Origin of the sequence: Pseudocolwellia sp. AS88 (assembly GCF_030551755.1) — a bacterium.
In the GTDB taxonomy this organism is placed as follows: Bacteria; Pseudomonadota; Gammaproteobacteria; order Enterobacterales; family Alteromonadaceae; genus Pseudocolwellia.
Genome location: NZ_JAUPEC010000032.1, coordinates 1 through 14,019, shown reverse-complemented (window position 1 = coordinate 14,019; position 14,019 = coordinate 1). Strand labels below are relative to the sequence as shown.

Below are 14,019 nucleotides of genomic sequence, written 5' to 3'. Positions count from 1 at the left end.
TCTTGAGATTTTTTGGATATATAAAACTCCAATATTGGTAATACCAAAAAACCATTTAAATATCCTATTGGATTGTATTTAAAGTTAACCAATATTGGATTGGCCAATTTATTTTTTAATGAAAAAGGTTGACCAATATTGCTTTTCGTGAAATATTTTGTCATGACAATACAAGAAAGTTGTTGGCAGTTTTCTGTCATCTTGATGTTACAAGATCAATAATTATAAATTAAACAATGTGGTGTTAAAAAGTAAGGCATTTTTTTGACGCGACAACCGGGGATACAAAATGAAATACAAACTATCTAAGATAAGCTTAGCTGTATTTGCAGCTTCAGCTTTAAATATGACCGCATCAGTTAATGCTGCAGAACAAGCCCAAGCCGAAGAAGCAGTAGAAGTTATTCAAGTTACGGGTATTCGTAGCTCTCTTACTAGCGCACTTGCAGAAAAACGTGATACAACCAACCTAATCGAAGTTATTGAAGCTGTAGATATCGGTAAACTTCCTGACCAAAACTTAGCAGAAGTACTAGAGAACGTTACTGGTATCCAAATTACTCGTACAGCTGGTATCGGTACTGGTGTTCAAATCCGTGGTAGTAATGATAACCGCGTTGAAATTAATGGTGCATCGACAGTAGGTACAGGCGATGGCCGAAGCGGCATGAACTTTGAAGATTTATCTGCAGGTATTATTGCTGGTGTTGAAGTAATTAAAGCAGGTGAAGCGAAAACAACTGAAGGTTCAGTTGGTGGTACTGTAAATTTACGTACTATTCGCCCTCTTGAATTGACTGAAACTTTAGGTTCTGTTCGTATACAAGGTGAAGATAGCAGTCTTACCACTGATGGTGTACAACCAAGATTATCAGGTGCTTATGGTGATAACTGGGAATTAGATAACGGTGGTAAATTCGGTATTGTTGTGAGTGGTAGTATCACTAGACAAGAAGCTACAGCATTTAGACCTCGTGTTGACCGAGATGGTAGCCTTGTTGAAAATATTAATGCTGATGTTGTACGTAGTGGTTCTTTAGAAGACCAAGCAACTAGTCGTCCTGCTGCTCAAGATTTTGACTTCCTAGGTATTCAATTCTTAAACCAAGAAATTGAAAACTTTGAATATGAGACTAAAAACTTCGCGGGTACAATAGAATACGCACCTAACGATGATATGAAATTTTTCGTTGATGCAATTTTAACAGATCAAGAAGTTCGTCAAGAAAGCTCTCGTGTGCAAGCTTCAGGTATTAACTCCGTACTTAATCAATCGGTGCCTTCATCGTTTGAAACAGTTAACTTTGGTTCACTTAGTGGTGTTGATTTTGGTAGTATTCAAGCAGCACAAACAGGTGTGATTGAACCAATGCCGTCAGTGGATGATGATGATCCAAATTTACGTTTTAACAGTGATACAGAAGCTCGTTTAACTAAAAGTAAATTAATTAGAATTGGTGGTGAATGGCAAGCAACTAGCAACTTATTTGTTAGTACTGAATTCTCACATGCTAGTTCAGAAACAACTAAACCAAAGTTAAACACACAATTAAACTTTATCAATCCAAATGCCCCATTAGATGGACTTGATGGTAGTGGTAACATTACTTCGAATACTAGTAACGATAACTCCGTACCGTTTGCTTACGACTTAACAGGCGAGCTACTATCATTTGGTATTAATGAAAACTCTATTTATGCTCCCACAACAGCTCAATTAACTGACCCTAACAATGTTGTATTAGATCAAGTTGACTTCAGTGATAGCAGCACAGAAAACAGTGACACATCATTCCGTATAGATGGAACTTACTTTTTTGATAATAGTGTAATTACATCTGTTGATGTTGGTTTGCGTTATAACGAAACTGAACATGAAGCTGTAACTGTTTCAGACAGAATCGGTGGCTTCAGTAAAATGATTGATAGCCCAAGCGGTGCATTATTTTCTGATTTATTAGTTTTAGGTCAAGATAACTTTGGTGAACAAGATGGTCGCGAATTAGCAATGCGTGACTTTATCATCATTAATCCTGATATAGCTTATAACAATCCACAACAAGTAATTGATACTATTCATACAGCTATGGATACTCACCGTGCAGACATGGAAGCACAAGGTTTTACTTTCAGTAATGGTGTTGATTATTTAAATCAAGAACCAAGTGCAACAGCTGCTTTTAAAGTTGAAGAAGATACAACAGCATTATATGCTCAAGCAAATTTCGAATATGAATGGCTTCGCGGTAATTTTGGTGCTCGTTATATAGAAACAGACATTTCTTCAATTGGTAATACTGAAATTGATGGCGTAGTTTCTCAAGTTACTAACAAAGGTGACTATAGCTACGTATTACCTCGCATAAATATTGTTGCTGATGTTCATGAAGATGTTGTTTTAAGAATGGCGTGGGGTAAAGATATACGTCGTCCTGATTTTGGTAACTTAAATACATCTGTATCTTATGGTGTTAACGAAAACCAATCAGTTGAGATTGGTAATCCAGAATTAGAACCTGAAGAAATTACATCATTAGATATTTCAGCAGAGTGGTACTTTGCAGAAGCAGCAGTTGTAAGTATTGGTTACTTTAAGAAAGAACGTACAAACATCTTTAGTTCTATCTTAGATACAGCTCCTACTGATGCAAACGGTAATCGTTTCTTTGACTTAGGTTGTGTTGATGGTGGTATTTATAATCCTGCTGTTATCCCTAATTCATTAGGTGATGCTAACACTGTAGGTTTATGTGTTGATAAAGAGTCAATTGTAAATGACCCTGCTACATTAACTCAAACTGGTTTTGAGATGGCATTTCAATATGATCTTTCTAGCTTTGAAGATGATTTAGGTTGGGCTTCTGGTTTTGGTATCCAAGCTAACTACACCATTCAAGACTTCAAAGGAGGCTCAACTGTTTATACAGTAGCTAACCCACGTGGTATCGATATATTAAATGCTTCTCAAGGCGTTTATGATGACTCACAGTTTGTAGAATATACGTTAAACCAAGGATTACTTGATTTCTCTGAAAATGCTTACAACTTTACTTTGTACTATGAGAAGTTTGGTCTTTCAGCAAGATTACGTTACACGTGGCGTGAAGCGTTCCGTACTGAAGATACTGCAGCGGGTGCATCACTTAACTCTACTTTAGGTTTCCCTGTTGTTACACATGACAGAGGTCAACTTAATGCGAGTGTTAGCTATGACGTTAATGACCAGTTAAACCTTGGTGTTGAAGCTGTTAACTTAACAAAGTCTGATATTATTCAGTCTTGTGTTAACGAAGGCGCATTACAATGTGCTCAAGGTATAACTGACCGTCGTGTTACGTTTGGCGCAACATATACTTTCTAATATGAATATATAATCATATAGAAGTTAAACAGTAGTACTAAACTAACCCCAGCTATATGCTGGGGTTAGCATTTAAATATAATGAATATGGTCATCAATTAGATGTTTCTACCCATTAGAATTAACTGGTCATAACTAGGCTAGAAGATTACCTATCGTAAATATTATAAATTGGAGCAAATGGCGTTGATAAAAACTAAAATCACAGCCCTGTTACTTATGGTAACAACACTTTCTATACCACTTACTACTCAAGCTGGCGAACACCCAAACTTGATTATGACTAAGTCTGGTGTAGAGAAGATTAGAAAAAACTTAGGTAAAGTGCCTTTATTCGATGCAACGTTAAAAAGTGTTCAAAAGCAAGTTGATGCAGAAATTGCATTAGGTATTGATACGCCAATCCCAAAAGATTTCTCGGGTGGTTATACGCACCAAAGACATAAACAGAATTTTATCATTGCGCAAAAAGCCGGTGCTTTATATCAAATATTGCAAGATGATAAATACGCTACATACATTAAAGATATGTTGTTTCAGTACGAAGCGATGTATCAAGGTTTACCAGCTCACCCACAAGAGCGTTCTTATGCGCGCGGTAAGCTTTTTTGGCAATGTCTGAATGACAGTAATTGGTTGGTTTACATGAGCCAAGCATACGATGCTATTTATGACACCTTGTCAGAAGCAGAGCATAAACAATTACAAGATAACTTATTCCGTCCATTTGCAGACTATATCTCAATTGGAAATCCACAGTTTTATAACCGAATTCATAACCATAGTACATGGGGTAATGCCGCAGTAGGTATGATTGCACTTGTTATGGATGACGCAGAGTTATTAAAACGAGCGCTATACGGTATTGAAGATGACGGCCTAGATTATGGTTTAAAAGATAACGATGGTGGTTTCATTAAAGTTAAAGGTCAAAAAGCAGGCTTCTTAGCTAACCTTGAAGACCCTTTCTCTCCTGAAGGTTATTTCACTGAAGGTCCATATTATCAACGTTATGCAATGTATCCATTCCTAATTTTTGGTATTGGTATGGAAAACGTAAAGCCGGATATGAAGGTGTTTCAACATAAAGATAACGTACTATTAAAAGGTGTGGATGCATTACTTAACTTATCAGATGCTGATGGTGAGTTTTTCCCATTGAATGATGGTCAAAAAGGCATGTCTTATTATACGCCGTCATTAGTAACAGCTGTTGATATTGCATACCACTATGGTAATCAAGATCCGAAGTTATTGGGTATTGTTGAAAAACAAGGCGCTGTTTTATTAAATGAAGCAGGTCTTGAGGCTGCTATCGGTGTTCGTGATGGAAAGGGTAAGCCTTTTGTTAAAAAGTCAGTTAATTATTCTGATGGGCATGATGGTAAACAAGGTGGCGTAGGTATTTTAAGATACGGCAATGAAGATTTAACTTTAGTGTTTAAATATGCTGCTCATGGTTTAAGTCATGGACATTACGATAAACTTTCATATTCTTTATACGCTAATGGCGATGAAGTACTTCAAGATTATGGTTTATCGCGCTTTGTAAATATTGGTCAAAAAGGTGGTGGTAACTACCTTAAAGAAAACAAAACTTGGGCAAAACAAACCGTTGCGCATAACACGCTTACTATCAACGAAAAATCACATTTCAATGGTGATTATGAAACAGGAAGTAAATACCATTCAGACCTTTATGTTTTTGATTCTTCAAATCATGATGTTCAAGTGGTAAGTGCTACAGAAGCTAATGCGTACCCTGGTACAAAAATGCATAGAACAATGGCGATGATCAAGCTTGAAGCTTTTGAAAAACCTTTTGTTTTAGACATTATGAAAGTTAACTCTGAGACTAAAAATCAATACGACTTCCCTTTTTACTACATGGGACAAATGATTGAAGCTAACTTTGAGTATGATTCTCCTAAGAGCTTAAATCCTCTAGGTACTTCAGATGGTTATCAGCATTTATATCTTGAAGGTAAAGGCCAAGCTGCAGCTAATTCTACTCAGTTTTCATGGTTAGGCGATGGCAGATTTTACACGTTAACAACTGCAACAGACTCTAATGATGAAATATTGTTAACACGATTAGGTGCAAACGATCCTAACTTTAATCTTCGTCGAGATGCGGCGATAATGTTACGCAGAGACAATAGTAAAGATACTGTTTTTGCATCAGTAATTGAGCCTCATGGATCTTATGACCCTGTATCAGAATTCTCAGCAAACTCAAATAGCAGTATTTCTGAGTTGAAAGTTGTACACGACGATGAGAAATATACAGCTGTTTCTATTAAAGACTTAAAAGGCAATGAAAGTGTATTTATTTTAGCGAATACCAATGCTTCAACGTCTAAAAAGCACAAATTGAAAGTAAACGGTAAAGTATATAAATGGACTGGAGCTTACCACTTAGCGGTTAACTAGGCTTTGTTCTAAAAGGGGCTGTCCCCGCTGTTTATTACAATAAAAAAGAGGGTTGCTACTACGTGGTAATCCTCTTTTCAATAACAGGATATTGGCTATTTAATAGAAGCTAACAATAATTATGGAGATTAAATGACTAACTTAAAAATTAAACTAGTGCCTTGTGGCATAGTAATACTAGGTGCTTTAGCGCTATCTGCATGTAACACAACAAATGATGTTACTGAAAAACGTGCCATGGTGCCTGCTGATAAATTCGATCTGAGTAAATGGAAAATTACTATTCCTACCGATATTAATAACGATGGGAAAGTAGATGAAATCAGCGTAAAAGACATTCAAAGTTATCAACACCCTGATTACTTCTTCTTAGATGATGAAGGCAATATGGTGTTTGCTGTGCCAAACAAAGCTTTTACTACACCTAATTCAAGTAATACTCGTAGTGAACTTCATCAATTACTGGGTAAAGAAGGTGTTGCACCATACGATTACTCAAATAATTTTGCCTTAAAAGCACACACAAAAACTAACGAGTTCGCGCAAGTAGGTGGAAACTTACAGGCTACTCTTAAAGTTAACCATGTAGCTAAACGTGCTAAATACCCTGAAAAACCACCAGCGTTTTCGGTAGTTGTAGGACAAATTCATGCAGGTAAAAGTAAAGCTTTAGTTGCTGAAGGTGAAGGATATGGTTGGGGTAACGAACCTTTAAAAATTTACTATAAAAAATTACCGGGTAACGAATATGGTTCTGTATTTTGGAATTATGAACGTAACTTAGAGAAAGAAAACCCAAATAGACAAGATATAAGCTATGTTGTTTGGGGTAAACCATGGATCTCTGGAGATGAGCCAGGTGAACAAGGTATAGCGCTTAATGAAGCTTTCAGCTATGAAGTGAATGTATATGAAAATACCATGTATTTAACTTTTAGCAATGAGCGTCATGGTGAAACTAAATTTGAGATTAACCTTGCTGATAATATAGACGCAAATGGTAAAGTTGATGAGCTTGATCACCCACATGGCTATACAGGCGATTTACACTTCTTTAAAGCTGGCGCATATAACCAATGTAGTACTAAAGATGCTCCTGGTATCTGGTATGCAAATTGTGCAGGGACAGGTGATTGGGAGACAGATAAAGCCAATGGCGATTATGCTCAAGTAACTTTTACGCGTTTAGTTACAGGTTTAGCTAGAACGCCTGAAAAATAAATTATGAACAAATAGCCTGAGCTTAGGTTATTTTTTTGAAATTACTCGGTGTAGTGCAGACAAATAAAAAGGCTTTGTTGTAAACAAAGCCTTTTTGATATTCAGTGAAATAATATTATCTAAATATTACCAGGGTAACACTCTAGAACCGTCATGCCAGATTCTGATAGATATTCAAAAGCTTTAACACCAGCAGGGCAGAAAAAACGGTCAAAACGCTTCAGATTAACCACTTCATCGCCAACAGTAAATGTACCTTCACCTTCAACAACAACACCATAAAAGAAAGCTTCTTCTTCACGTGCGAAGCTACCCTTTACCGATGCTCTTTTAATAGTGAAACAAGAAGTTTTGTCTGAACCTATTAACTCTTCAAGATTGTTACCTTGACCATCTGTAGAAATAACTTTAGGCGCACAGCGGAACTCAGCATCTACAGTTTCAGGTGGGACAGGATCAAAATTGAATACATCTAATGCGGTTTCAATACCTTTACCCATAAAGCGTGCTTGCTCAGGAATAACATAGCCACAACGTTCAAATTCAAACCTAACGGCTAGATCTGAAGGCTCCATAATTTCAAGCATAAGTATGCCTTCACCTAAAGCGTGAGGGCGACCACCTGGAATTAAAAATACATCACCTGTTTTTACAGGAATACGATCAAAACAACTTTCAATAGAAGCTATATCTTGGGTTTCAATCCATTCTTTAAGTTGCTCACGATCAGGAGAACGTTGAAATCCTGCATAAATATATGGATCGCTAATATCTTCACGAGTTTCAATAATCACATAAGCTTCAGTTTTACCACGTGGCAAACCTAAGCGCTCTTGTGCAAACTCACGTGTTGGATGCGCTTGAAAATGTAAGCGTGTTGAACTGTCTAAATATTTAACTAAAGGGATATCTTCCATAGAACGCTTACCATCAACATTTTCACCTAAAAAATAATCTTGATTTTTCTCTAATAAATCACGAAAAGGGACTAACTGTCCGTCTTCATCTTTCACCATAGCTAAACCTTCAGTGATATGTTCGCGACCTACATTACGTGCTTCTACCGTCGAGCCAATCCAGTCCTCAGGGAAGCTTGAGTCTTGAGGTGTTTCTTTCCCTTCAATCATATCGAGCAGCTTACCGCCTTGATAGGTTCGCCAAACACGATTAGCGGAGAACTTGATTATTTGATTCATAGTTAGGATTCCAGTTTTCAGGTTAAATATTTTTAAAGAGCTTGTAGTGTAGACATTATGCCATTGTAGCTCATATAGCTCATCACCAAAGAGAAGATGAATATTAGAGACAAAATAACATTAGTTATATTTGAGAATTTGTATTCACCCATCAATGACTTTTTATTGCCCATATAAGAAATACAAGCAACAGTGGCAGGCAATAATAAAGCTCCAAAAGCTTGAGAACTCACCATTATTGCAATAGGTTTTGCATTAAAAATTGGTACGATTAAACCTAATGAAGATATAACTAAAGCAATAATTCGGTAGCTAGGTCTTTTTAAATTAGGTTTACGTTGATGAAAGTCATCTAAAAGCCAAGGAAGTAATGCAACATTAGGAAATTGTGAAGACACACCCGCAGCAATTAAACCAATAGTAAATATTGCTACAGCAGCTGCACCCGCTAAAGGTTCTAATAAATAAATCATTTGAGTAACGTTAGTGAGTGTAATTCCTTGAATAAACAATGAACCTGCGGCCGCAGCCATAATCGACGTACTAACAATAAACATTAAAAAGGCGGAAAATAAGGCATCTCTATTTTGTGTTTTTAAGTCAGCCATTGTCCAGCCTGCTTCTTTAACTAAGATGGTACGTAATATAAATAATCCTGAAAATACCGTAGTACCAACCATTGAAGCGATTACAAGGAATGCGTTTTTATCTGATCCTGTGTCTGGCACATTAGGTACCATTCCGTTTAAAATTTCCATCGCTGGCGGCATTAAAATAATAAAGTTAATTAAAAAACAGACCGACATAATAGCGACAAAAATCGCTAATACCTTTTCAAAAACTTCAGTTTTACCTATTAAAAAAATCACATAAACAAAGGTGATAAAAAATATCGCAAAATAGAGCGAGGATATACCACCATCAATAAAGTTTTTCGACCATTCATAACAAACGTCAGCCAAAATCCCCATTACACCTATAACACTCCCACATACTTGTGTCGTTAAGGAGACAATAAAGAATAAACTGACAGCAGGATGAATATGTTTTTTGAAAGATTGTAATGCGGTCAAGCCAGTTACTAGGGTGAATTTACCAAATAGGTGAATGAGGAAATAGGTTATCGCGCAAGATATAAATATTGTCCACAATAAAGACATTCCGTAATCTGCACCGGCTTTTGCCATAGCTGTAACGCTACCTGTACCTACAGTAAAACCAAATAAAAATATCCCCGGTAGTAGTGATTTGAAGAATGTCTTCATGTTGCTCATGCTGCTGTTTTTATTCATTTATTTTGCGCCTAAGTCAGTTTGTTTAAAAGGTAGGGAATTAAATGCTTTCTTATATTAGAAAAAGATAATTCACTCGAAGCTGAAGCTTTCAAATTATTATTGTATCGATAGTAACCTGCGCATTAAACGCCTGTCAATATTAAGCCCTTTGGCAACTTGGTTTGTTTTGAAGGAGGAGAATTTCTTGTATATAAAACAAGCTCACATAAACTGGTTGTGCCAATTGTTTGTTGTTTTTAATTAATGAATGATATGTGATGAGTAAGACGAATAACAATACAAACAAAGGGAGATGAATTGAATATGATGATTTATTCGATTAATTTCCACACAACTTTATTCAAAAGATAGTCGTTAAATACACAAGTAAAATATGAAGGTTTTACTGAATATTTACGATTTGATTTTTGCTTATAAGCAGATATAAATATTGTTTTTTGATCTGCTTTGTTGAATCTATATTGTCATAAAATAGAAGGATAGAAATAGAATGAATATTAATCATTAAATCTATTTAAATTGATTTGTTTAAATAAATTATTTACTTATAAAACAGTGTGTTAATGGGTTGTTTTGATAGGTTCACCTTTAACCTGTCCATTTTCTAGCTTAAATAGAGATCAAAGCTATACTCAAATTGTTAGAACATATAAGGATATGTAAACTTATGAATCTCATTTCCAAGCTATTTAAAAAACACACTGAAACTTCAGAAAATAAAAAAACTGAAAACAAGACTCGCTACGGTCATTCTGTTGCTCTTGAACCTCGTTTTATGTTCGATGCAGCAGGTGCTGTAACTGCCGTTGATGTTGCTACCGAGCAAGTTGTCGACGCACAAGTTAATGCCTTTATTTCTGACAAATTTCTTTCCGAAGATCAAACTTTCCCTAACAGTGAAACTGTCTTGTCAGATGATGAAAGTCGAGTTGTAGACACCCCATTACCAGCAGCATCAAATCGTGCTGATGAAGAGGGGAATGAGACAGTAAACAATGATGACATTGTTGTTAATTCAAATGACGATTCTACAGACAATACTCGTGTTGAAATCGCTTTTATAGATTTAGGTATCGACAACGCAGACCAACTAGCGGCAGCATTAGATCCTAATATTGAAGTGATATTTATTGATCCTGAAAAAGGCGGAATTGAACAAATAGCTGATGTCTTAGCTGACAGAGTTGATATTGATGCGATTCATATTCTTAGTCATGGTGAACAAGGTACTTTATCTATTGCTGGTACTGAAGTAACTGCAGATTCGATTAAAGGTGAACAAGCGGCGTTATTTACACTTATAGGTCAAAGCCTGTCTGAAGATGGCGATATGCTCATTTATGGTTGTAACTTTGCTGAAGGTGAGGCAGGGGGTGAAGCTATAGATGCGCTGGCGAATATCACAAAAGCTGATATTGCCGCATCAGACGATATTACAGGTGCAGAAAGTCAGGGCGGTGATTGGGACCTTGAAATTCATAAAGGTGAAATTACGCATGCAGCTATAAGTGCGGATGATTATTCAGGCACATTAGCTACAACAACACCTGTTAATACTATAGGTGCTCAAACAGGTGAATATGTTGTAACTGCAGACGGTCCACTTACTATCACTATTCGTGGTGGCGATGGTGGTAACGGCAGTGGTTCAGATGGTGGTGAAGGTGCAACGGTAACAGGTACCTTTAATGTTACAGCAGGGCAAATTGTTCGATTTGTTGTAGGTGAAGCTGGCAACCCTGTTGATGAAGGTGCAACTGCATCCAGTGCGGGTGGAGGTGGTAGTACAGGTGTTTTCATAGATGATATTTTAGTCTTAGTTGCTGGCGCTGGTGGCGGTGGTGATGATTCGCTTTTAGCAAATAGTCCTGGGCTTGGTGGTAATAATGCTACAACCGGTGATGCAGGTGTTGGAGTTGGTGGTGGTACTGCGGGTAGTAATGGTAGTGGTGGGGGTGGAACAGCCAATGCAGCAGGCTCTGGTGGTGGTGGTATAAATTCAGCTGGCGAGTCTGGTCAAGGCGTCGGTGGCGGCGCAGCAGATCTTACTCCAAGTGATGGTGTTACTTTAGTTAATGGTGGTACAGGTGATTTAAGCGGATCTGATGGTGGCCGTGGCTTTACTGGTGGCGGTGGCGCGTCGCCATCATTTTCTGGTGGTGGTGGTGGTTATTCAGGTGGTGGAGCTGCAGGTGGTAATGGCGGCGGCGGCGGCGGCGGTTCATATATCCATGCTTCCGCGATAAGCAGCAATATTACATTAGGTGCTGATGGTGGCGGAACTGAATCTGATGGTGGAGTGAAACTTAGCCTAGAAGGTAATGCTGTACCTGAAGTATATTTAAATGGTGAAGGGAACTTAAGTACAGCGGTTGCATGGGAGCATAATTCACCAGCAAATACTCCATCAGGAGGTAATTTTAATAGTGGTAGTGTTGTTAGTGCTGAAGATGAAGTTTTTGGTGCTGGCATTAATGGCTATTATGATAATACTCGAGTTGACATTAGTGGGGCAGATAGTGCTGATTTAGCTGAAGCTAGAAATAATAACGATTATGTTCAGTATGGTTTTACAACGGCAGCAATATTTACTAATCCTGTTGATATTAGTGCTATATATAATGCTGATTGGGTTGAGACAACGGGTTACAAAATATCGATAGATATTTCATCCAATGGTTTTGTTACATCTAATACGTTAGTTGAAGATTATCAAGCCACAGTGAGCAGTCACGATTATTCTGATAATGCTTATTATAATGGTGTTTTTTCTAACATCGATAAATTCGAAATTACCGAAAACACTGATTATCAACTTCGTATATATATCTATGATACTGATGGTGGAAGAGTAATCTTTGATGACTTCCAACTTTTCACAAGAAGTACAGAATATAACTTTAATAATACCTTCACGGAAAATGGTTCTCCAGTTGCTATTTCGTCGCCAGATATCGATATTAGTGATGAAGATGATACTAATATGGAATCGGCTTCTATTGTATTGGCTAATCCGCAAACAGAAGATAGATTACTGGTAAATGGAAGTGCAGCAACTAGTGGCACTTTAGCAAGCGGAATTACTTACACTCGAACAGATACCATAGTCACTTTATCAGGCTCTGCAACATCTGAAGACTACATGTTAGTCATTCAAACCATTGAGTTTGAAAATACAGGAGATAATCCAGGAACAACAACACGTAATATTGAAGTAACTGTTAACGATGGTGAGTCAAATTCTCTTGTAGCAAAAGCAGTGATTGACGTGAACCCTGTAGATGATGCGCCTATTGCTGTTGACGATGGTCCTATTAATGTAACTGAAGATGTTATTAGTAGTGGAAATGTACTTACTAATGACACTGATGCAGATGGCGATAATCTTACTGTTACTCAATTTGTAGTTAGTGGCAATGGAACAAATTATAACGCTGGCGATACTGCGAGCATATCAGGTGTAGGTACCTTAACTATTAATAGTGATGGTAGTTATATCTTTACGCCTACGTCTAATTACACTGGGTCAGTACCTAATACAACTTATACCATAACGGATGGCAATAGTACCGACACCGCTGTTTTACGTTTTAATAATATTACCGCTGTCAATGATGCACCTGTGGCTGTTGATGATGGACCTATTACGGTTACTGAAGATATTGCAGTTAATGGCAATGTTCTTACTAATGACAGTGATCCTGATGGTGACAGCCTGAGCGTCACAGAGTTTGTGATTGCAGGGTCTGCAACGGTTTATAGTGCTGGGAGTACCGCAACAATTTCAGGTGTTGGTACATTGGTTATCAATGCTAATGGTAGTTACACTTTTACTCCCGTGGCAAATTATTCTGGTTCTATTCCAAACAGTACTTATACAGTAAGCGATGGTAACAGTGGAACTGGTAATGCTATTTTAAGTTTTAATGATATTGTTAATATAAATGATGCCCCTATTGCGGTTGACGATGGCCCAATTTCAGTAACTGAAAATATACCGACAAGTGGTACCGTATTAGCAAATGATAGTGATGCAGATGGCGACACCCTTGAGGTTACTCAATTTTTGGTAGATGGTGATAGCACAATTTACAGCGCTGGTACTACAGCAACTATTACTGGTATCGGTACCTTGGTGATTAATACTAATGGCACTTATACCTTCACTCCTGCTCCCGATTATAGCGGCTCGGTACCGAATACAACTTATACCATTAGTGATGGGCAGGGCAGCTCAGACATAGCTATATTAAGTTTCAGCAATATCATAGATGTAAACGAGGCTCCTTTAGCTGTTGATGATAGCTCTATTGCTGTCACAGAAGATACGCCAAGTACCGGTAATATTCTTGATAACGACAGTGATCCTGATGGCGACATTATTACGGTCACTCAATTTGTTGTTACAGGTGATACGACGATTTACGTTGCGGGTAATACCGCCACTATTTCAGGTGTTGGTAGCTTATTGATTAATGCTAACGGTACGTATACGTTCACACCTGAAGCGAAT

At 37.4% G+C, this 14,019-nt stretch carries 6 protein-coding genes; 4 read left to right on the top strand and 2 right to left on the bottom strand.

The window, feature by feature from the left end:
• Positions 1 to 289: 289 nt before the first annotated feature.
• From Q5N69_RS16910 to Q5N69_RS16900, 3 genes are all read left to right on the top strand, one after another.
• Positions 290 to 3,361, top strand: coding sequence for a TonB-dependent receptor (locus Q5N69_RS16910; RefSeq protein ID WP_304370265.1), 3,072 nt, complete (start codon positions 290 to 292; stop codon positions 3,359 to 3,361).
• A 180-nt stretch (positions 3,362 to 3,541) separates the two neighbouring features.
• Entirely contained in the window at positions 3,542 to 5,794 is a 2,253-nt protein-coding gene (locus tag Q5N69_RS16905) for an alginate lyase family protein (RefSeq protein ID WP_304370264.1), read from the top strand.
• Between the two features lie 132 nt (positions 5,795 to 5,926).
• Positions 5,927 to 7,015 (top strand): polysaccharide lyase family 7 protein, encoded by a 1,089-nt coding sequence (locus tag Q5N69_RS16900; RefSeq protein WP_304370263.1) that lies wholly within the window; start codon positions 5,927 to 5,929, stop codon positions 7,013 to 7,015.
• A gap of 119 nt (positions 7,016 to 7,134) precedes the next feature.
• Here the strand turns inward: Q5N69_RS16900 and Q5N69_RS16895 are convergent, their stop codons facing one another.
• Together Q5N69_RS16895 and Q5N69_RS16890 are read right to left on the bottom strand one after the other, a co-directional pair.
• Positions 7,135 to 8,211, bottom strand: a complete 1,077-nt coding sequence (locus tag Q5N69_RS16895) for a class I mannose-6-phosphate isomerase (protein ID WP_304370262.1) — start codon at positions 8,209 to 8,211, stop codon at positions 7,135 to 7,137.
• 32 nt (positions 8,212 to 8,243) lie between these two features.
• Positions 8,244 to 9,485 carry an Nramp family divalent metal transporter gene (locus Q5N69_RS16890; RefSeq protein WP_342866559.1) on the bottom strand — a complete coding sequence of 414 codons (1,242 nt, stop codon included), beginning with the start codon at positions 9,483 to 9,485 and terminating at the stop codon, positions 8,244 to 8,246.
• Positions 9,486 to 10,173: 688 nt separating this feature from the next.
• On the opposite strand from Q5N69_RS16890, the gene Q5N69_RS16885 reads away from it, so the two are divergent.
• On the top strand, positions 10,174 to 14,019 hold a 3,846-nt coding region (locus Q5N69_RS16885), incomplete at its 3' end, for an Ig-like domain-containing protein (protein WP_304370260.1).

Bases quoted from the DNA above. Each gene is read 5' to 3' on its own strand.
- Q5N69_RS16910 (WP_304370265.1), top strand. From the start codon at position 290: ATGAAATACAAACTATCTAAGATAAGCTTAGCTGTATTTGCAGCTTCA.
- Q5N69_RS16895 (WP_304370262.1), bottom strand. From the start codon at position 8,211: ATGAATCAAATAATCAAGTTCTCCGCTAATCGTGTTTGGCGAACCTAT.
- Q5N69_RS16905 (WP_304370264.1), top strand. From the start codon at position 3,542: ATGGCGTTGATAAAAACTAAAATCACAGCCCTGTTACTTATGGTAACA.
- Q5N69_RS16890 (WP_342866559.1), bottom strand. From the start codon at position 9,485: ATGAGCAACATGAAGACATTCTTCAAATCACTACTACCGGGGATATTT.
- Q5N69_RS16900 (WP_304370263.1), top strand. From the start codon at position 5,927: ATGACTAACTTAAAAATTAAACTAGTGCCTTGTGGCATAGTAATACTA.